This window comes from Microbacterium wangyouchuni, from assembly GCF_054072595.1.
Genome location: NZ_JBSVRM010000001.1, coordinates 297803 through 317228, shown reverse-complemented (window position 1 = coordinate 317228; position 19426 = coordinate 297803). Strand labels below are relative to the sequence as shown.

The 19426-nt window shown below is 66.2% G+C and carries 18 protein-coding genes; 9 read left to right on the top strand and 9 right to left on the bottom strand.

Annotation, left to right across the window (positions count from 1 at the left end):
* Window positions 1-159 (bottom strand): hypothetical protein, encoded by a 159-nt coding sequence (locus tag ACW5CM_RS01560; protein WP_457123929.1) that lies wholly within the window; start codon window positions 157-159, stop codon window positions 1-3.
* 206 nt (window positions 160-365) lie between these two features.
* Between ACW5CM_RS01560 and paaC the strand changes: the two genes are divergently transcribed.
* Genes paaC through ACW5CM_RS01540 form a run of 4 tightly spaced genes read left to right on the top strand, consistent with a single transcriptional unit; the run spans window position 366 to window position 3570 of the window.
* Window positions 366-1157, top strand: coding sequence for a 1,2-phenylacetyl-CoA epoxidase subunit PaaC (gene paaC, locus ACW5CM_RS01555; RefSeq protein ID WP_457123928.1), 792 nt, complete (start codon window positions 366-368; stop codon window positions 1155-1157).
* The gene (gene paaD, locus ACW5CM_RS01550) at window positions 1151-1663 is read left to right on the top strand and encodes a 1,2-phenylacetyl-CoA epoxidase subunit PaaD (protein WP_457123927.1); all 513 of its coding nucleotides are present in this window, start codon (window positions 1151-1153) and stop codon (window positions 1661-1663) included. The genes paaC and paaD overlap by 7 nt, the downstream gene beginning before the upstream one ends.
* On the top strand, window positions 1660-2778 hold the full coding sequence (paaE, locus tag ACW5CM_RS01545) for a 1,2-phenylacetyl-CoA epoxidase subunit PaaE (protein ID WP_457123926.1): 1119 nt from the start codon (window positions 1660-1662) through the stop codon (window positions 2776-2778). The genes paaD and paaE overlap by 4 nt, the downstream gene beginning before the upstream one ends.
* Before the next feature lie 21 nt (window positions 2779-2799).
* Window positions 2800-3570 carry an enoyl-CoA hydratase/isomerase family protein gene (locus tag ACW5CM_RS01540; protein ID WP_457123925.1) on the top strand — a complete coding sequence of 257 codons (771 nt, stop codon included), beginning with the start codon at window positions 2800-2802 and terminating at the stop codon, window positions 3568-3570.
* On the opposite strand, the gene ACW5CM_RS01535 is transcribed toward ACW5CM_RS01540, so the two are convergent.
* The 5 genes from ACW5CM_RS01535 to coaBC form a co-directional block, all read right to left on the bottom strand.
* Window positions 3557-4024, bottom strand: a complete 468-nt coding sequence (locus ACW5CM_RS01535) for a hypothetical protein (protein WP_457123924.1) — start codon at window positions 4022-4024, stop codon at window positions 3557-3559. The genes ACW5CM_RS01540 and ACW5CM_RS01535 overlap by 14 nt on opposite strands.
* A gap of 158 nt (window positions 4025-4182) precedes the next feature.
* Window positions 4183-5595 carry a Re/Si-specific NAD(P)(+) transhydrogenase subunit beta gene (gene pntB / locus ACW5CM_RS01530; protein ID WP_457123923.1) on the bottom strand — a complete coding sequence of 471 codons (1413 nt, stop codon included), beginning with the start codon at window positions 5593-5595 and terminating at the stop codon, window positions 4183-4185.
* Window positions 5592-7166 carry a Re/Si-specific NAD(P)(+) transhydrogenase subunit alpha gene (locus tag ACW5CM_RS01525; protein ID WP_439255210.1) on the bottom strand — a complete coding sequence of 525 codons (1575 nt, stop codon included), beginning with the start codon at window positions 7164-7166 and terminating at the stop codon, window positions 5592-5594. Before ACW5CM_RS01525 ends, pntB begins: the two co-directional genes overlap by 4 nt.
* 223 nt (window positions 7167-7389) lie before the next feature.
* The gene (locus ACW5CM_RS01520; RefSeq protein WP_439255211.1) at window positions 7390-9531 is read right to left on the bottom strand and encodes an ATP-dependent Clp protease ATP-binding subunit; all 2142 of its coding nucleotides are present in this window, start codon (window positions 9529-9531) and stop codon (window positions 7390-7392) included.
* A gap of 54 nt (window positions 9532-9585) precedes the next feature.
* On the bottom strand, window positions 9586-10788 hold the full coding sequence (gene coaBC / locus ACW5CM_RS01515) for a bifunctional phosphopantothenoylcysteine decarboxylase/phosphopantothenate--cysteine ligase CoaBC (RefSeq protein WP_457123922.1): 1203 nt from the start codon (window positions 10786-10788) through the stop codon (window positions 9586-9588).
* A 329-nt stretch (window positions 10789-11117) separates the two neighbouring features.
* On the opposite strand from coaBC, the gene ACW5CM_RS01510 reads away from it, so the two are divergent.
* Entirely contained in the window at window positions 11118-11825 is a 708-nt protein-coding gene (locus ACW5CM_RS01510) for an NRDE family protein (protein ID WP_457123921.1), read from the top strand.
* Entirely contained in the window at window positions 11822-12268 is a 447-nt protein-coding gene (locus tag ACW5CM_RS01505) for a hypothetical protein (RefSeq protein WP_438253934.1), read from the top strand. Before ACW5CM_RS01510 ends, ACW5CM_RS01505 begins: the two co-directional genes overlap by 4 nt.
* Window positions 12269-12313: 45 nt before the next feature.
* On the opposite strand, the gene ACW5CM_RS01500 is transcribed toward ACW5CM_RS01505, so the two are convergent.
* Both ACW5CM_RS01500 and ACW5CM_RS01495 read right to left on the bottom strand, forming a co-directional pair.
* Window positions 12314-13615, bottom strand: coding sequence for a glycosyltransferase family 4 protein (locus tag ACW5CM_RS01500; protein ID WP_457123920.1), 1302 nt, complete (start codon window positions 13613-13615; stop codon window positions 12314-12316).
* A gap of 3 nt (window positions 13616-13618) precedes the next feature.
* Complete coding sequence (locus ACW5CM_RS01495) at window positions 13619-14800, bottom strand: glycosyltransferase (RefSeq protein ID WP_438253932.1); 1182 nt, start codon at window positions 14798-14800, stop codon at window positions 13619-13621.
* Window positions 14801-14990: 190 nt separating this feature from the next.
* Here ACW5CM_RS01495 and ACW5CM_RS01490 point away from each other — a divergent pair, with 190 nt between their 5' ends.
* From ACW5CM_RS01490 to ACW5CM_RS01480, 3 genes are all read left to right on the top strand, one after another.
* Window positions 14991-15578: a hypothetical protein gene (locus ACW5CM_RS01490; protein ID WP_457123919.1), complete on the top strand. Its 588-nt coding sequence runs from the start codon at window positions 14991-14993 to the stop codon at window positions 15576-15578.
* A 287-nt stretch (window positions 15579-15865) separates the two neighbouring features.
* The gene (gene mgtE / locus ACW5CM_RS01485; protein ID WP_457123918.1) at window positions 15866-17236 is read left to right on the top strand and encodes a magnesium transporter; all 1371 of its coding nucleotides are present in this window, start codon (window positions 15866-15868) and stop codon (window positions 17234-17236) included.
* Between the two features lie 50 nt (window positions 17237-17286).
* On the top strand, window positions 17287-17940 hold the full coding sequence (locus ACW5CM_RS01480; RefSeq protein WP_457123917.1) for a Pr6Pr family membrane protein: 654 nt from the start codon (window positions 17287-17289) through the stop codon (window positions 17938-17940).
* Here the strand turns inward: ACW5CM_RS01480 and ACW5CM_RS01475 are convergent.
* Complete coding sequence (locus ACW5CM_RS01475) at window positions 17897-19324, bottom strand: flavin monoamine oxidase family protein (protein ID WP_457123916.1); 1428 nt, start codon at window positions 19322-19324, stop codon at window positions 17897-17899. The two genes, ACW5CM_RS01480 and ACW5CM_RS01475, sit on opposite strands and share 44 nt — an antisense overlap.
* Window positions 19325-19426: the final 102 nt, after the last annotated feature.

The following is a 19426-nucleotide window of genomic DNA, read 5'->3' as shown; positions in this document are numbered from 1 at the left end:
TCAATCCGGTGCCGGACGCCCCGTCGGGAGGCGCCCGCCCAGCGCCAGGCACCCGCCCAGCGCCAGGTACCCGCCCAGCGCCAGGTACCCGCCCAGCGCCAGACACCCGCCCAGCGCCAGGTGCCGCAAACGGCCGCGCGAGCGAAGGCGAACCGGCACAACGCGACACCTCCCCACCCGCGGCGTCTAGCCATCCGGCGGCAGGTGGCGCAAGTGGCCGCACAGGCGCGGGCGAAGCGACACAACGCGACACCTCCGCACCGGCACCCGCCTCCTCACCGGCACCCGCCTCCCCACCGGCACCCGCCTCCTCACCGGCACCCGCCTCCGTCCCGACACCGCACTCCTCGCACGGCTCGGTCACCGTGGACGAGCTCGATCTCGCCGCCGAGCTGACCGGGGCCGAGAACGCCGTCGCCTCAACGGCCGTCGCCGAGTACGCGCTGTGGCTGGGCGATGACGCTCTGATCCTCACCCAGCAGCTCGGCGCATGGATCGCTCATGCGCCCGAGCTCGAAGAAGACGTCGCCCTCGGGAACATCGGCCTCGATCTGCTCGGCCACGCCCGCTCACTCCTGCACTACGCCGGCACCGCCGACGGTCGGAGCGAAGACGATCTGGCCTACTTCCGTGATGAGCCGGAGTTTCGCAGCGCCTGGTTGTTCGAGCAGCCAAACGGCGACTTCGCTCAGACGATCGCGCGGCAGCTCGCCGCATCCGTCTATCTGTTCGAGCTGTATTCGCAACTGCGCTCCTCCGCAGATCCGACGCTCGCTGCCATCGCCGAGAAGTCGCTGAAGGAGGTCGACTATCACCGCGACCATGCCGTGCAGTGGACGCTGCGCCTCGCCGGCGGCACCGATGAGTCGCGCCGCCGGATGGTGCGCGCACTGCACGATGTCTGGCCCTATATTGATGAGCTGTTCCGGGACGAACCGCTGATCGACGAGCTCGAGGGCATCGCCGCGCGGCCCTCGCTGCTGCGCGCGGGCTTCGACGAGACCATCAGAAGCGTTTTCGACGAGGCGGAGCTCGACATCCCCGAGGCGAAGGCTTCTGCGGGGGGCGGGCGCCACGGACGCCATTTCTCTGAGATGGGGAACCTGCTCGCCGAGATGCAGGTGCTGGCAAGGCAACATCCGGGGGCATCATGGTGACGCGCCACGATGAGGCCTGGCGGGTCACGGCATCCGTGACCGACCCGGAGATCCCCGTGCTCACGATCGAAGACCTCGGCGTGCTGCGCGCCGTCGAGCTCGATCCCGAATCCGGCGGCGAGCGCGTCACCGTCACGCTCACCCCGACATACAGCGGATGCCCCGCCATCGATGCCATGCGCGACGATGTCATCCTCGCGCTCACCGCTGCCGGCTTCACCGACGTCGAGGTGCGCACCACGCTGTCACCGGCATGGACGACGGATTGGATGACGGATGCCGGCAAGCAGAAGCTGCGCGACTACGGCATTGCCCCACCGTCCGGGCGGGCGGAGACCGCGCGGTCAGGACCGCCGAGCACCATCCGGCTCCGCCTCGCGGTGAAGTGTCCGCGCTGCAGATCACTCGATACCCGGGAGGTCTCTCATTTCGGATCGACCTCGTGCAAGGCCCTCTACGAGTGCCGCGCGTGCCTCGAGCCCTTCGACCACTTCAAGGTGCTGTGAATACCGCCGTGCGCCGCCGCGGGCGCTTCCATCAACTCGAGATCAGCGGTGTGCGCCCACTGACGGACGAGAGCATCGAAGTCACCTTCACCGTGCCACCGGAACTCCAGGGCGACTACGACTACCTCCCAGGCCAGTACGTGGCGCTGCGGGCGCACGTTGACGGCCGCGAGGTGCGCCGCAGCTACTCGATCTGCCGAGCGCCCATCCCGTCGACGCCGTCAGAACCCGCAACCATCAGCGTCGGCATAAAGCGCGACCTGGGCGGACTGTTCTCCGTCTGGGCGTACGAGAACCTCAGGCCAGGCGATCGCATCGACGTGATGAGCCCGGAAGGGACATTCACCTCACAGCTCCCCGATCTCGACCACGCGCATCTGGCCGGGATCGCTGCCGGATCAGGCGTCACCCCGATGATGGCGCTCGCCGCTCACGTTCTGGCATCCTCTCCGACAGCGCGGTTCAGTCTCCTCTACACGAATCGCGCCACCCAGGATGTGATGTTCCTCGATGAGCTCGCGGATCTGAAGGACCGTTACCCGGGCCGGCTCGCGCTGCACCATGTGCTCTCACGCGAGCAGCGCACCGCGCCCGTACTGTCCGGCCGGATCGACGCTGAGCGGCTGAACACGATCCTCGACTCACTGCTGCCGCCGGACACGGTGACCGAGTGGTTTCTGTGCGGTCCGTTCGACCTCGTCACGCTCTGCCGGGAGACGCTCGAGCGTCGCGGCGTGCCGGCTGAGAGCATCCGTTTCGAACTCTTCACCAGCGATGCTGACGGTCCGCGCGTCGACCGCGGACGCCCGGTCGCCATCGGCGCCGGTGATGAGATGCGGCGTATCGAGTTCACCCTCGACGGGCTTTCATCAACCGTCGAGAGCCCGGCACCGGCGAACGAGGCAATTCTGGATGCTGCACTCCGCGTGCGAAGGGACGTGCCGTTCGCCTGCGCTGGTGGGGTCTGCGGCACTTGTCGCGCGCGTCTGATCGAAGGCGAAGTGCGGATGACGCAGAACTTCGCGCTCGAGCCCGACGAGATCGAGCGCGGATACGTGCTGACCTGCCAGTCGCATCCGATCACCGAGCACGTCGTCGTGGACTACGACGCGTGAATGAAGCCGAAGGAGTGCATCATGATCGATCTGACCATCACCGACGACGTCGCTCACGTCATGCTCAATGCGCCGGAGAAGCGCAATGCGCTCGATGAGGGCGCCCTCGTCGAGCTTTCTGCAGCGTATGCAGAGGCCGAAGCCGCAGGTGTGCGCGCGCTCGTGCTGCGCGGCGAGGGTGCAGGGTTCTGCGCGGGTCGGGACATCGCCGGCGTCGACCCCGCGACAGACGATGTGTCCGGATACCTCGATGGCCTGGTGACCCCGTTACTCAAGCGGATGTCTCAGTTCCCGGCCCCGACGTTCGCCGCGGCGCACGGTGCGTGCCTCGGCGTCGGGCTCGGGTTGCTGATCGCCACGGATGTCGTGTACGTCGCCGACTCAGCGAAGATCGGCTCTCCGTTCGCCGCCCTCGGTGCGACGTTGGATTCCGGCGGGCATGCCCTGTTCTATGAACGCCTCGGCGCGCACAAGACCCTCGATCTCATCTACACCGGGCGGCTCATGAGCGGCACGGAAGCCGTCGAGGCGGGGCTGTTTTCACAGGTGCTACCCGCTGCCGATGTCATCTCCGCCACCGTGCTGGCAGCATCCGGTGCCGCCACTGGTGCGACTCGCGCGTTCCTGGCCAGCAAACGACTTATCGGCCGGTTGCGTGACGAGCGCATGGCCCTGTGGGATGCCGTCGCCGAGGAGAACGCGAACCAGGTGTCGCTGCGCGCCACCGCGGACTACCGCGAGGGGTTCGCCGCGTTCCAGCAGAAGCGCAAGCCGGAGTTCACCGGGCGCTGACCTTTATCCCGACGCGCGAATGCACGACGCATACGATCGCCGCGACGAGTGTACCGACCCACGACACGGCGGCGATCGCGGCAGCGACGGTGAATGCCGCCACCGTGGCGTCGTCGCTCAGCACTCCCCACTCCGACAGCACTGAACCGTAGTCCCCGGTGTCCCCGCCATCCTGGAGGGTGAAGCCCATCGCGATCAAGGCGATCCAGAGAACATAACTGGGGATGTCATAAGCTAACCGGCTCGTCTTCGCTACCGCAGCGTCTCGGTCGAAGACGAAGACGATCGCTGACGCGTACATCGCGATGATGACCACGGGCGCGACGAACAGCCCGATGGCTGCCATCCACCCCAGTGGCGCACCGAGCAGGCCTCGCCCGAAGAGTACAAACCCAGGAAGCAGTACCGGAGCGATCCACTGGAAGATGCGCACAAAGCGAGTGGTGAGTCTCATACGGCCGAGAATAGCGGTATCCGCTCCACCCTCCGGCGCTCACAACTCCTGAAGAATCACGGCCGAACCGCCGCATCCGGCCCGGATAGGAGCGGAAGCGGCGGTTCTTCAGGAGTTGTGCACGCTAGGTTGCGGAGCTGGAGCTCAGCTCCCCGTGGTCAGAGCGCGCGGAGGATGTCGTCGACCCGATCCTTCGCATCGCCGAAGAGCATCTGCGTATTTTCACGGAAGAACAGCGGATTCTGCACACCGGCGTAGCCTGCGGCCATCGACCGTTTGAACACGATGACGTTCTCCGCTTCCCACACCCGCAGCACCGGCATGCCGGCGATGGGGCTCGACGGGTCTTCGGTCGCGGCGGGGTTGACCGTGTCGTTCGCGCCGATCACGAGGACGACCGCGGTCGCTGCCAAATCGTCGTTGACCTCGTCCATCTCGAGCACGATGTCATACGGCACCTTGGCTTCGGCCAGTAGAACATTCATGTGACCCGGGAGGCGACCGGCGACCGGATGGATGCCGAAGCGCACATCCACCCCACGATCGCGCAACTTCTGGGTGAGCTCCGCAACCGGATACTGCGCCTGCGCAACGGCCATGCCGTAACCGGGCGTGATCACCACGGTTGATGCGCCGCCAAGCATGTCGGCGACGGATTCGGCGTCGATCTCGCGGTGTTCTCCGTGGTCGACGTCGTCGCTTTGGGGCGCGGCGATGCCGAATCCTCCGGCGATCACCGAGATGAAGGAGCGGTTCATCGCCTTGCACATGATGTACGACAGGTAGGCACCGGAAGAGCCGACCAGTGCACCGGTGACGATGAGCAGGTCGTTGTTCAGCAGGAAGCCGGCAGCGGCAGCGGCCCAACCGGAGTAGCTGTTGAGCATCGAGACGACCACGGGCATGTCCCCGCCGCCGATCGAAGCGACCAGATGCCAGCCGAGCGCGAGCGCGAGCACAGTGACGAGCACCAGCAGCCAGAGGACGGGCGTGATCACGTACCAGACGGTGAGCGCGATGAACACGACGATCGCGCCGAGGTTGAGCACATTCTTGCCCGGCAGCATCAGCGGTTTCGACGACGTCCGTCCGGACAGTTTCAAGAATGCAACGATCGAACCGGTGAACGTCACACCACCGATGAAGATGCCGATGAACACTTCGGCGTGGTGGATGTCGGCGAGTGCGCCGGTGAGCCCGGGGTTGTGCAGGTGCCCATTCCAGCCGACAAGAACCGCTGCCAGGCCGACGAAGCTGTGCAGCAGCGCGATGAGCTCGGGCATTCCGGTCATCTCGACGCGGCGAGCGCGCCACAGTCCGACGACGGCGCCGACGAGCATCGCGATCAGAAGTAGCACGAGCCCGACCACCGCCTGCGGCTGACCCCACGCACCCTGGAAGGTGACCCAGATCGTGGCGACAAGTGCGATGGCCATGCCGACCATTCCATACGTGACGCCGGCACGCGACGACTCGTGGCGGCTGAGTCCCGCGAGACTCATGATGAACAGCAGAGCGGCGACGATATACGCCGCGCCAGCGGCGGATGCGGCGAGTTCGATGGCGCTCATCGGCGGGCCCCCTTGTCAGCGGCTGCAGCGTCTGGCCCCTTGGAGAACATCTTCAGCATTCTTCTGGTCACGGCGAACCCGCCGAATATATTGATGGATGCCACGAGCACAGCGACCGCCGACAGGATCTGCACCAGCAGGTTCGGGCTCGTGATCTGCACGACCGCGCCCACGACGATGATGCCCGAGATGGCGTTCGTGACGCTCATCAAGGGTGTGTGCAGGGCGTGTGAAACCTTGCCGATGACGTAGAAGCCGACGACGATCGACAGCATCAGTACGGTGAAGTGCTGCGGCAGTGGCGCCGGGGCAACCGCGTTCACGAGGAACACGGCCGCGATGCCGACCGCGATGAGCGCGGCCTTGCCGCGAACACCGAGGGTGCGCTTCGGCGCAACCACCGCCGCTTCGGCGACAGCCGCAGCCTTCGGCGCTGCCGACACCTGCACTGGCGGCGGTGGCCAGGTCTCCGTGCCGTCTCTGACGACGGTGACGGAACGCTGCACGATGTCGTCGAAATCGAGCACGAGCTGCCCGTCTTTGCCGGGGGTCAGCAGCTTCAGCAGATTGACCAGGTTCGTTCCGTACAGCTGTGAGGCCTGCGTGGGAAGGCGTCCGGCGAGGTCGGTGTATCCGAGGATGATCACGCCGTTGTCCGTGACGAACCGCTCACCGGCACGGGTTCCCTCAACGTTGCCGCCCAGCGCGGCCGCCATGTCGACGATCACGCTGCCCGGCTTCATGGACGCCACATCTGCCGCGGTGATCAAGACCGGAGCCGCGCGCCCCGGGATCAGCGCCGTCGTGATGATGATGTCGACATCGGCCGCCTGCTCCGAGTACAGCTCGGCGGCGCGGCGGTCGTAGGCCTCGCTGGTCGCCTTGGCATACCCGTCGGAGGAAACCTCCTTCTGCTCATCAGGAACGATGACCTCGAGGTACTCACCACCGATCGAGCGCACCTGATCAGCGACTTCCGGGCGCGGATCGGTGGCGCGCACAATCGCGCCGAGACTGGATGCTGCGCCGATCGCCGCGAGCCCTGCAACGCCGGCGCCGGCGACGAGCACCTTCGCCGGGGGAACCTTGCCCGCCGCGGTCACCTGCCCGGTGAAGAATCGCCCGAACTCGTTCGCCGCCTCGATGACCGCGCGATAGCCGGAGATGTTCGACATGGAGCTGAGCACGTCCATCGACTGCGCGCGCGAGATGCGCGGGACGGCATCCAGCGCGAGCGCCGTGATGCCGCGGGTGGCGAGTGCCTCGCGCAGTTCGGGCCGCAGGTTCGGGCTGAGCTGCGCTATCAGCGTTGCCCGGTCCGCGATCCGCGTGATCTCAGCATCCGTCGGGGCGTTCACCTTGAGCAGGATCGGTGACGACCACGCCTCATCGGCGCCCACGACCTGTGCGCCGGCTTCCGCATAGGCGGTGTCCGGATAAGCGGACGCCGCGCCCGCACCCCGCTCGATCGCGATGTCATATCCGAGCGCGCGTAGCGACTTCACTGTCTGTGGGGTTGCGGCAACCCTCGTCTCGCCGACCTGTTCCTGCACGATACCGATACGCGTCATCCACTACTCCTGGTCTCTCGTCTACGACGTGACCAGACAGCCCGTCGTAGGCACATGAGACGAGACTCTATCGACCGGCCGACTAAGCACAGGGGAAAATTTCACTCCTTCGCCCCGAAAGAACCATAGTTCTTGCCGCACCGCGAAGATCCACAACGCACAAACCGTCCGTGCCGAACTTCAGGAAGGACGGTTTGTGCGTTCTCGATCAGGCCATCCGCTCTCAGGCCGAGGTCAGCGCCAGCCCCGACCCGTCGGCCGAAACATCCACCTTCACGGTGTCGCCATCCCGGACCCGCCCGGACAGCAGCGCCGTCGCGAGCTTGTTCTGCACCTGATTGGTGATGAGACGGCGCAGTGGGCGAGCACCGTATACCGGGTCGTAGCCACGCTCGGCGAGCCATGACCGGGCATCCGGAGTGACCGCGAGCGTGAGCCGACGCTCGCGCAACCGCGCCTGTAGATGATCGATTGTCAGTTCGACAATCTGCGCGAGATCATCTTCGGTGAGCGCCTGGAAGATGACGATGTCGTCGAGACGGTTCACGAACTCCGGCTTGAACGACTGACGCACCAGCGCCTGCACACCCTCGCGCTTCTCCTCGAGCGAGAGCATCGGGTCGATGAGAAGAGGCGAGCCGAGGTTGGAGGTGAGAATCAGGATGACGTTCGAGAAGTCGACCGTCCGTCCCTGCCCATCGGTCAGGCGCCCATCATCCATCACCTGCAACAGCACGTCGAAGACCTCGGGATGCGCCTTCTCCACCTCATCGAGCAGTACGACGCTGTAGGGACGGCGCCGCACGGCCTCGGTCAGCTGACCGCCCTGTTCGTAGCCGACGTATCCGGGAGGAGCCCCGACCAGCCGCGACACCGAATGCTTCTCCCCGTACTCCGACATGTCGATGCGAACCATGGCGTGTTCGTCATCGAAGAGGAAGTCGGCGAGCGACTTGGCGAGCTCGGTCTTTCCGACACCGGTCGGTCCGAGGAACAGGAAGGATCCGGTTGGGCGCCCGGGGTCGCTGATGCCCGCACGCGAGCGGCGGACGGCATCCGATACCGCGGCCACCGCTTCCTTCTGACCGATGAGCCGCTTGCCCAGTTCACCCTCGAGGTGCAGCAGCTTCTCTGTCTCTCCCTGCAGCAGACGACCGACCGGGATGCCGGTCCATGCAGCGATGACTCCGGCGATGTCTTCTTCGGTGACCTGGTCGTTCACCATCCGGCCTTCGCCGTCGCTCTCGACCTCGGAGCGCTCGGCCTCGACGACCTCGCGTTCCAGTGCCGGGATCTCGGCATACAGCAGGCGCGAGGCCTTCTCGAGGTTGCCTTCGCGCTGGGCGCGCTCGGCGTCGCCGCGCGCAGCATCCAATTTCGTCTTGAGATCGCCGACGCGATTCAGAGATGCGCGCTCACGTTCCCAGCGCTCCTGCAGCTCGCTCAGTCGCGTCTGCTGACCGGCGAGGTCTTCGCGGAGGGCCGCGAGCCGCTCTTTGGAAGCGTCGTCCTTCTCTTTCTTTAGCGCGAGCTCTTCGAGCTTCAGCCGATCCACATAGCGCCGCAGCTCGTCAATCTCGACAGGGGCAGAATCGATCTCCATGCGCAGCCGGGATGCCGCCTCGTCGATCAGGTCGATGGCCTTGTCCGGCAACTGCCGACTCGGAATATAGCGATTGGAAAGGGATGCTGCGGCAACCAGTGCACTGTCCGAGATGGCGACCTTGTGGTGTGCCTCGTAGCGCTCCTTGAGTCCGCGGAGGATAGCGATGGTGTCTTCAACCGTCGGCTCGCCGACGTAGACCTGCTGGAAACGACGCTCGAGTGCAGCATCCTTCTCGATGAACTCGCGGTACTCGTTGAGCGTGGTCGCACCGATCAGACGCAGCTCGCCGCGGGCGAGCATGGGCTTGAGCATGTTGGATGCTGCGACCGAACCCTCACCGCCGCCCGCGCCCATCAGCGTGTGCAGTTCGTCGATGAACGTGATGACCTGTCCGTCGGATTCGGTGATCTCCTTGAGGACCTGCTTCAGCCGCTCTTCGAACTGGCCGCGGTACATGGCACCGGCGACGAGAGCGGAGATATCGAGAGTGATCAGCTCCTTGTCCTTGAGCGATTCGGCGACGTCTCCCGCCACGATGCGCTGCGCGAGCCCTTCGACGACGGCGGTCTTGCCGACGCCCGGCTCACCGATGAGAACCGGGTTGTTCTTCGTGCGTCGGGTGAGCACCTGACTCACGCGTCGGATCTCGCTGTCACGGCCGATCACCGGATCGAGCTTGCCCTGGCGGGCACGGTCGGTCAGGTTGATGCCGAACTGTTCGAGCGCGGACTGCTGGTCATCTTGTACGGGGTTGGTCATCTTTCCTCCTGGAGGTCTCCTTGCAAAGTTGAGTGGTGTTGACTCAACTTTACCTCACGCGCGGACGTTCTGCACGGCATTCCAGATTTCGCGGGCGACCTCACGCTTGGAACCGGCGACGGATGCCACGACCGCACCGCCGGTGCCGATGATCTCGACAGCGTTGTCCGCCCGCTCGAAGCCGTGCTCGGCATCGGCGAGGTTCACGGCGAGCAGATCGACGCCCTTGCGTTCCCGTTTGCGCCGAGCGCGCTCCCGCCGCGCATCCGGATCGGTCAGGGTCTCGGCGGCGAACGCCACGATCAACTGCTTCTCGGAAGCGGACTGCGCGAGCCCAGCGACGATGTCCTCGTTCTGCACCAGCTCGATCCGCTCCAGAGTCCCGCTCTCCTTGGTGAGCTTGTGCTCGGCCGCCTCGGTCGGTCGATAATCCGCGACCGCGGCGGCCATGATCACGACGTCGGCGGATGCCGCGGCATCCCGCATCGCCTCGCCCAGTTCCGCGGCGGTCTGCACGGAGCGCACCCGGATGCGCGGATGCCCGGCGGCGGCCAGCACATCGGCTGCGATGTTCGCGGCGACCAACTCGACGTCGGCACCTCGGTCGGCGGCCTCCGCGGCGAGCGCGACACCCTGCCTGCCGCTTGATCGATTGCCGAGAAAGCGCACCGGATCGATCGGCTCGCGGGTTCCCCCGGCCGATACGACCACCCGGACGCCTTCGAGATCCTGGGGCATGAGCAGCGCGAGGGCCGCGTCGACGATCTGCTCAGGTTCGAGCATCCGCCCCGGCCCGGAATCACCGCCGGTCAACTCACCGTCACCGGGGCCGAGCACGTGCACCCCACGCTCACGCAGGGTGGCGATGTTCGCCTGCGTCGCCGGATGCTGCCACATCTCGGTGTGCATCGCCGGAGCAATCGCGACCGGAGCGGTGGTCGCGAGCAGCGTGGTGCCGAGCAGGTCGTCAGCGAGACCGGCGGTCATTTTCGCGATTGTGTTCGCGGTGGCAGGCGCCACGATCACCAGCTCTGCCGCCTGTCCGAGTGCGACGTGGCGTACCTGTGCCACATCGTCATGCACGCTGGTGGTGACGGTGTTGCGGCTGATCGCCTCCCACGTCGGCTGCCCGACGAAGCGCAGCGCATCCTCAGTCGGAATCACCGTGACGTCATGGCCGGCCTTGATCAGCAGCCGTACGAGGTGAACGCTCTTGTACGCGGCGATGCCGCCCGTGACTCCGACGACGATGTTCATGCCTCGATTCTGCCGGAGCAGCACTCGCCTGTCGCCGGTTTGCCCGAATCTGGCCCGCGCGGAGGGGAGCGGCCCGCGCTGATGGGAGGAGAACACAGCGATGGGAGGAGATTCTCGGGCTGTAGCTCCTCCCAACAGCGCGTTCTCCGCCCAAGCATGCGACGGCCCGCGCCGATGAGACGGCCTGCGCCGATGGGAGTGGCCCGCACTGAGGGGAGGAGAACGCAACGATGGGCGGAGGATCTCGGGCCGCAGCTCCTCCCAACAGTGCGTTCTCCGCCCCAGCGTGCGCCGCCCCGCGGCAACACGGACGCACTTAGACTGGCCGCGTGTGCACTGTCGTGATCGATGTCGCAGAGCCCGGAGGGTCGCGGCTGCTGGCGATCCGCGACGAGGACCCCGCGCGCGAGTGGGATTCGCTCGGCGCCTGGTGGCCGCAGCAGTATCCCGGCGTCATCGGCATCCGGGATCGCCGCGCCGGCGGCGCCTGGCTCGCCTACGACACGGAACATCGCCGCCTCGCGGTGCTGCTCAACCGCGCCGACACGCTGGATCTGCCGGAGGATCAGGTACTCACCCGCGGCAGCCTTGCATTGGAATCCGTCGCCGGCCGGGCTCCAACAGCACCCCTGCCGATGCACGGCTTCAACCTGCTGGAAGTCACCCCGGATGCCGCACGCATGCTGTCCTGGGACGGCAAGACTCTGCGGGAGACTCCACTGCCGTCCGGGGTCCACATGATCGCCCACGACGACCTCGACGATCCGGAGACCCCGCGCATCGCCCGGTGGCTGCCCGAGTTCCGCGCCCACGCCGCGCGCACGGACGACTGGGTCGATGAGTGGATCGACCTGCTCGCGGCATCCGCTGCACTCGACCCCACGGATGACGCGGCGATCATCCGCGACAATCGCCCGCACGGATATCCAACGCAGTCACTGCTGTACTGCGTCGCCGACGTCAGTCATGAAGGCGTCGAAGCGCACGAGACATCGCTCCCTGAGCCGGGGCACTGGCACGTAAGCTCAACGCCATGAGCGATCAGCAACAGCCTCAGCTCCCGCCGTACGCCGGCCAGCATCCGCGACCCGGAGCCCCGCTACAGAAACCGGCTGCGGGCTACGCGCACTATGCCGTGACACATCCACAGCAGCAGCAAGCGCCCAGCACGGTCAACGCTCCAGGCCGGATCGGACTCATCTTCGGCCTTATCGGTCTCGCGATCGGCCTGCTCTCGACGATCTTCATCCAGGCGACCTTCGGCAGCCTCGGTTACGGGGTAGCCTCGCTCGTCTCGGCGTTCGGCTCACTGCTGGCCTTCATCACCGCAGCACTCGCACTCGTGCTGGGCATCGTCGGGATGAAGCGCGTCGGAGTACCGCATGGTCAGTCGGGGATCGCCGTCGGCCTCGGCATCGCGGGCGTCGCCGGCGTTGCGATCGGGACACTCGCCTCGGCGATCATCCCGCTGTTCTACTGATTCGGCTCTACAGAACCAGCGCTATTGACCAGCCGACCGACTGAGCTACGAAGAAGAACGCAGCACGCGCTCGTAGACCTCGATCATCGCGGCGGTGCGCGATGACTGGCGGAACGCCGCAGCGACCTCAGGATCGGGCTTCGGGGCGGTTCCGGCTGCGATATCGGATGCTGCGCGCTGCAGCGTCGCTGCAAGTTCGGTGACGCTGGGGCCGGGCACCTGCCACAGACCGCCCCGCAGCTCGCCCGCGATATCGGGGTCGCTGATGACCGTGGGCGTTCCGAGTGCTGCGGCTTCGAACGGGGTCATCCCCTGCGTCTCGAACCCGATGGACGTCTGCACGACAGCATCCGCCGCGGCGATTCGCGCGAGAGTCTCGGCATAGGACAGCCGCCCCGCAAAACGGACGCTGTCGTGCCCGCGAGCGATCTTTTCGGCGGCACGCAACTGCCCACCGCCGCCGATCACCTCGATGTCAGCATCCACCTGGGAAGAGACAACCGCTTCCAGGAACGGAAGCAGGCGCTTTTCAGGGCTCATCCGTCCGAGCCAGACGAAGCGCGGGCGGTGCGTGGCTGAATCAGCACTTCCGCCACGAATCAGCACTTCGGACGTGGTGTCTCGCGCAGCAAATGACGACCCATCGCTGAGCGACCCATCACCAAGCGACCCATCACCAAGCGACCCATCACCAAGCACCTCAGCACCAAGCACCTCGGCGAGCAGAGCATCATCGATGCCATTCCAGACGACGTCGACGCTCGGGAACACCCCGTGCTGCTCGAGCCGGCGCGCGAAATGCCCGGATGGCGCCGTCACCGCGGCCGATCCCTGTGCGATCCCTCGCAAAAACGCCCAGCCATCGCTGCCGCCGACGGCAGAGCCGATTCCACGCATCGACCAGCGACGCCAGAGGTTCAGCACCGCGAGCACCTGGCGGTGCAGCGGGGTGACCGCGGCCATGCCGACATCGACGCGATTATGCATCGTGTGCACGACCGGGATGCCGTGGCGATGTGCGAAGCGGTGGCCTATGAACGCGCCCCAGAAGTCTGCTTGCACGTGTACAACGTCGACCGGAGGGCGCCGGGTGAAAGCACGGTCGATAAAGCGGTCGGTGCGCCGGCCCGGCCACGACATGGAGTATTCGCGGTCCAGCGTGATCGGCAGAGAGGGCAGATCGATCAGCGCGTCATCGCCGCCGAAGTAGCTGGCCGCGTGCATCTTCGGTGCGACCGCCGTGACGGTGTGTCCTGCGCGCTCGAGGTACTGCTTCTGCAACCTCATCGACACCTGCGCTCCGCCGAGAGATGCCAGGTGCTGATCCGCGAACAGCGCGATGTGCATCGCTTACTCCGGGAGCGGTTCGTCGCGGTAGAGCGCCTCGAAGGTGTCGAGGGTGCGGTTGATGTCGTGCACGAGCACACCGTCGAGTGATGCCTGCTGCATCCGCGCGTACTCCTCCGGTTCGGCGGTGAGCACATCGGTCAGACGCGCGGCAAGCTCGTCGGCGTTGCCCGGCTCGAACAGGTAGCCGTTGCCGCCGTTGTCGACCAGGTGCGGCAGCGCCACAGCATCCGCCGCGACGATCGGCAACGCCGACGCCATCGCTTCCATGGTTGCGATCGACTGCAATTCGGCGATGGATGCGATCACGAACAGACTCGCCCGCGACAGGAGCGCGCGCAGCTGCTCATCGGTCGTGCGCCCATGGAAGATGACGCGGTCAGAGAGCCCGAGCTCGGCGGTAAGCCGCTCAAGGTTCTTGCGCTGGTCACCGCCGCCGACGATGTCGAATGTTGTTCCCAGTGCCGGGTCGAGCTTCGTCATCGCCTCGAGGATGACCTCGACCTGCTTCTCAGCCGTCAGTCGCCCGACGAAGATGATGCGATTCTTCTCGCGCGGGGCGATGACCGGGGTGTACTGAGTGCGATCGATTCCGCAGCTGACCGGGATGACGCCCTCGACCCCGACGGTTCGCTCCAGGAAGTCGGCCGCACGACGGGTCGGCGTGGTGATGGCGCGCGTGAGGTCGAAAGTGCGCTTGGCATCAGCCCAGGCGAACTTCAACACGATCTCGTCGATGAACTTCGGGAACGTGCTGTGATCGAGGATGTTTTCGGCCATCACGTGATTTGTGGCGATGACGGGGATGCCACGCTCGGCGGCGACGCGTGCCAAACCGCGTCCGATGATGATGTGCGACTGGATGTGCACGATATCCGGCTGAACTGCGTCGAGCACCTTGCGGGCATAGTGCTTGGAGCGCCACGGCCACACAAACCGCAGCCAGTCATGCGGGGCCCAGCGCACCGACGGCAGCCGGTGCAGGGTCATCGGCTCGCCCTCGATGACCTCGGTAGCGGGGGCAGCGCGACGGTACTTCCGGTTCGGCGCGACAACATGCACGTCATGACCGCGCTGCACGAGCCCGGCGGCCAGGCGTTCGGCAAAGCGGGCAGCACCGTTGATGTCGGGCGAGAAGGTATCGCCACCGATAAGGATCTTCAGCGGAGTGTCGGAGGAGGTCACGGATGGGAGCCTTACAGTGTGGGAGGCCCGGATCGGGGCGCAGGCAACTCTACCGGAGGGGCCCGCGCGCACTGATCAGGCCAGCCGCACTCCCGGCAGGCCGCCCTCCCGGCGCCCCAGGCGCTCCCGGCGCTCCCAGCAGCCCCGGTGCTCCCGGCACTCCTGCAGTTGACCCCGGTACCGTGACAGGATGCGCCTGACAGCTTCCGCAGACCTGAGTCGTTGGATCCCCGTGACCGATTCGCTCGGCTTTCGTGGCCGTCGTCACCGCAAGGCGGCGTTGCGGATGCTGCTGGGCCAGGCTAACCAGGCGCTCGGTCGCGGCGAGAAGCAGGGCTCGCGTGTCGGTGCGTGGATGATGAGCCAGGCGGCCCCAATGATGATGCGCCGCTTCGACGGCCGCGTCCTCGCGTGGACGTGGAAGGCGGAGCCCGATCTCGTCGTCGCACTGGCCACGGTGCAGGAGCTCACCCCACAGGTGCGCATCGCCCGTGCGACCCGGCCGATCGAGTACGACGACACCGAGTCGTTTGCCACACCGCTGGGTGTCGGCGAGAAACTGGTCATCGCCACTCCGTCAGACCCGGCCGGTTCTCCTTTCGCGAGCTACAGCTGGGACACCGGCACACATCTCGTGACTCTGAACGCGATCTGCAGTGATCGCGAACGCTTCGGCACCCTGATTCCCGCGCTCGACGATCTGGCCCGAAGCATCCGCATCGCTGACGATCTGGCCCGCGGCGAGACACCCGACGTGCTGCGGATCGATCCGGCCTGAGCTGCCCCGGCAGGGCGCTTTGCATTCAGACCCCGCCCACGTGACATGAGCTAGATTGACGGGTGCGTTGCGCGACAGTTCGCGCAGGATCGCTGAGAGACGGAAAGCGGGGTGGTGACGCCATGAGCGGTGATAGTCGCCCTCACCATCCGGACCCCGCCTAGTCGCGTCGCCCCATACAACTCAGACTCCTCCTGCGGCGCCCGGCTTCGACCTGTCCATCCGAGCCGATGATCGATCGTTCGCGTATTCGTTCGCGCTCGTCGGCCTGCCCAGGAAGCACGCATATGAACACGGAGCGCATCCCCGTCCCCGCCGTCGAGATCACCGACCTGATCGACACAATCGAACAGACGCTTTCCCAACGCGATCTCGCCGCAGCATCCGCTGCCCTCACGCCGGCTTCCATCTATCAGCTGGTGCAGATCCTCGATCGGCTGAACCCGCGCCAGTGCGCCATTGTCTACCGGCTGCTGTCGAAGCAGCGGGCGCTCGAGGTCTTCGAGGCGCTGGAGCCCGAACTGCAGGGCGAGCTCGTGCACGGCCTGCAGGATGCCGAGGTCGCGACACTGTTCGCCGAGATGGACCCGGACGACCGCGTCTGGCTGCTGGAGGAGCTTCCGGCATCCGTCGCGCCCCGACTGCTACGTGGACTGCCCGTCCGCGAGCGCGAACTCACGGCTGCTGTTCTTGGCTATCCGCAGAACTCGATCGGCCGTCGGATGAGCCCCGAGTACGTCACGACGCACCCAGATCTGACCGTCGGCGAGACGATGGCACGGCTGCGCGCGCGACTCGATGATGCCGAGACCATCTATACGCTCCCCGTCACCGACCACGCCCGACGGGTCATCGGTGTGGTGAGCCTGCGCGATCTGCTCGCGGCGAATGATGACGCGACGATCGACGCTCTGATGCGCGACGCTCGCACCACGCTGGCCGAAACAGACGCCGAGATCGCCGCCCGCGAGTGCACGGACCTCGGGCTGCTGGCGGTTCCCGTCGTGGACAGCGAGAACCGGTTGGTCGGCATCCTCACGATCGATGATGCCGTTCGCATTCTCAAGCGTGAAGAGAATGAGGATGCTGCGCGTCAGGGTGGCGTCGAGCCGCTCGGCCGTCCGTACCTGTCGACGCCGATCCGCAAGATCGTGCGCTCACGCATCGTGTGGCTGTTCGTGCTCGCCATCGGGGCCACGCTCACCGTGCAGGTGCTGTCGGTGTTCGAGGCGACACTGGAGCAGATGACGGTGCTGGCGCTGTTCGTGCCACTGCTGATCGGCACCGGCGGCAACACCGGGAACCAAGCAGCGACCACCGTGACTCGAGCTCTCGCTCTGGGCGAGGTGCGACCGCGCGATCTGCTGCGCGTGCTGACCCGTGAGCTGCGCGTCGGAGTATCGCTCGGAATTCTGCTGGGCTTGCTGGGATTCGCGATCACGGCGCTGGTCTACGACTGGCATATCGGCCTCGTGATCGGCTGCACACTGCTCGCCGTGTGCACCGTGGCGGCGACGATCGGCGGGGTTATGCCCCTGGTCGCGCGAATGATCCGCGTCGACCCCGCGGTGTTCTCGAACCCGTTCATCACGACCTTCGTGGATGCCACGGGACTGGTGATCTACTTCGTCATCGCCCGTGCCATCCTGGGCATTTAAGTAGAATCGCCGGACGGCGTACGATCGCGTCGATGTGGAGGCTGGCGACAGTGAGGGCACGATTCACGTTCGGCGTGCTTCGTTTTGTCACAGCAGCCGTGTGCCTGATCGCGCTCGTGCACCGACTGTTCTGGGGGCTGAGCTCGCAGACCATCGCCGGTCGCAACTTCTTCGCCTACCTCACCGTTGAGTCGAACTGCGCGCTGGTTGCGCTGCTCGTGGTCGGCGGCGTCCTGGCGTTCCGACGCGACGAGGATCCGCGCTGGTTCAGCATCGCGCTCTCGCTGGTACTGACCTGGACGATCACTGCGGGTCTTGCCTTCGCCCTGATCGTCTGGCAGGCAGGGCTCCGTGGCATCCGGGTGGACGTTCCCTGGTCAGATCAGGTACTTCATTTCTGGTTGCCCGCGTTTACCGCGATCGCGTGGACGCTGACTCCCGGTCACCGTTCCGTGCCATGGTGGATCATTCCGGGCAGCCTGGCATTTCCCCTGGTCTGGGGCGGCGTGACGATGTGGCGCGGCCCCAGGATCGGCTGGTACCCGTACTACTTCCTGGACCTGCGCCAGGTCAGCGGCATCGACGAGTTCCTGATCACCAGTGGCATCGCATTGGCGATCTTCGCGCTCATCGCGATGATCCTGGCCGTGATCAGCAGAATCACTCCGGCGCGGCGGAAGGTGCAAAGAGCTCGAGCGATGTGAGCACCGCAAGGACTGCGGGTTCATCTTCCAGCTCAGCGAATTTCTCGGCTGCCGTGCCGCCGAGGATTCCGACCAGCACGTTCTCCCCGGTAGCCGGGAGCAGGTTGATCCAGGTGCGCACGAGCTGGTCTGAGTCGACCGCGTGCCAGAGCGTCGCCTGGGTGTCCCAGAACGGCTCGTCGTAACGCAGCCACACGGTTTCAATGTGCCCCATGCCGAGGGCATTGATTGCGCCGCGATGCGGGAACGGCAGTGCCGGTGCGAACTCGATACCCTCGCGTTGCAGCACGCCCAGCGGCACGGTGATCACGACGCGATCGAACGAGGTGGATTCGCCGGTGCCGAGTCGCAGGCTGACGCCCGCATCGTCGTAGGCGATACGGGTCACCGGGGAGGCGAGTGTCAGCTGCGTCCCCTCCAGCTGCTGTTTGACGTACTCTCCGAGGTCTCCGAGAATGCCGGTTCGTGCCGGGGCCGGAAGAGCCGGAGGGAACCAGCTGGACACCGTATCGGCATCCGCACCCGAGGTCGTGGTGAGGTATGCCAACAGCGCCGCGAGTTCCGGCTGATCAGGGTCGGCGCCGGTTTCTGCGAGCGCCTCGGTGAGCGAGACATCTGCTGGCAGCGACTGCGCGGCAGCGATCGCCGTCTCCAGTGCGGCGTTTCCGATGTGCTCGGTGTCCTGATCCGGCGAGCGCCAGAGCGAGGATGCCAGATCCACTGTTTTCAGATCCGCGAAGGTCGTGGCTGCGGCGTTGCCGATCGCGTCGGCGCGGTCTTCGCCGTCACCGTTGTCTGTGTCTGTGCCGTCTGCGGTGGCGGGCGGGGCGGGCAGCAGCCAGCCGCCGAGCTGAACCGGAAGCGGCCAGTCATCGTGGAGGTCTGAGTGCGCCCGTCCCCCGACACGGTCGCGTGCTTCGAAAACGGTGACCTCGATGTCAGCATCGGCGAGTTTCGCGGCGACGGCGGCACCGGCAAGTCCCGCACCGATTACCGCGATCCGCTCGCCCGGTGCAGCTGTCGCGCGGACGCGCATGGCGGCACTTTCACCGGAGTGGATCGCCCCCAGGAGCGTGCCGGGGTTTTGGGTGTCCGTCGCCTCGCCGGCAAAGAACAGCCGCCCGTCCACGGGCGCCGCCAATGTGTCACGCGTCGCCTGCTGCACGCCGATGCGGGTGAAGCTGGCGGCGCCGCGCGAGAACGGATCGGTTCCCCAGCGGCTGCGGATCAGCGCCGCGGGAGCGGGAACGCTCGTGGTCGGCAGCGGAATCGGCGAACGCGTCGGCGTCGGGGTGGGCGACGGCGTCGGGGTGCAGGATGCAAGCAGCACACTGAGGGCGCCGGCTCCGGCGCCAATCAGCAGCTCGCGACGCGTGACTCTCATCGGTCGCAAGACTACCTGCTCGCACTGCGCAGCCTGGGCGCAGCATCCACGAAAAACAGTTTCCCGCATGAGACAGGCCGTACTACGCCCTGTCTCATGCGG

Coding starts and splice junctions, on each gene's coding strand:
- paaD (WP_457123927.1), top strand. CDS start 1,151: ATGGTGACGCGCCACGATGAGGCCTGGCGGGTCACGGCATCCGTGACC.
- ACW5CM_RS01540 (WP_457123925.1), top strand. CDS start 2,800: ATGATCGATCTGACCATCACCGACGACGTCGCTCACGTCATGCTCAAT.
- ACW5CM_RS01535 (WP_457123924.1), bottom strand. CDS start 4,024: ATGAGACTCACCACTCGCTTTGTGCGCATCTTCCAGTGGATCGCTCCG.
- pntB (WP_457123923.1), bottom strand. CDS start 5,595: ATGAGCGCCATCGAACTCGCCGCATCCGCCGCTGGCGCGGCGTATATC.
- ACW5CM_RS01525 (WP_439255210.1), bottom strand. CDS start 7,166: ATGACGCGTATCGGTATCGTGCAGGAACAGGTCGGCGAGACGAGGGTT.
- ACW5CM_RS01520 (WP_439255211.1), bottom strand. CDS start 9,531: ATGACCAACCCCGTACAAGATGACCAGCAGTCCGCGCTCGAACAGTTC.
- coaBC (WP_457123922.1), bottom strand. CDS start 10,788: ATGAACATCGTCGTCGGAGTCACGGGCGGCATCGCCGCGTACAAGAGC.
- ACW5CM_RS01505 (WP_438253934.1), top strand. CDS start 11,822: ATGAGCGATCAGCAACAGCCTCAGCTCCCGCCGTACGCCGGCCAGCAT.
- ACW5CM_RS01500 (WP_457123920.1), bottom strand. CDS start 13,615: ATGCACATCGCGCTGTTCGCGGATCAGCACCTGGCATCTCTCGGCGGA.
- ACW5CM_RS01490 (WP_457123919.1), top strand. CDS start 14,991: ATGCGCCTGACAGCTTCCGCAGACCTGAGTCGTTGGATCCCCGTGACC.
- mgtE (WP_457123918.1), top strand. CDS start 15,866: ATGAACACGGAGCGCATCCCCGTCCCCGCCGTCGAGATCACCGACCTG.
- ACW5CM_RS01475 (WP_457123916.1), bottom strand. CDS start 19,324: ATGAGAGTCACGCGTCGCGAGCTGCTGATTGGCGCCGGAGCCGGCGCC.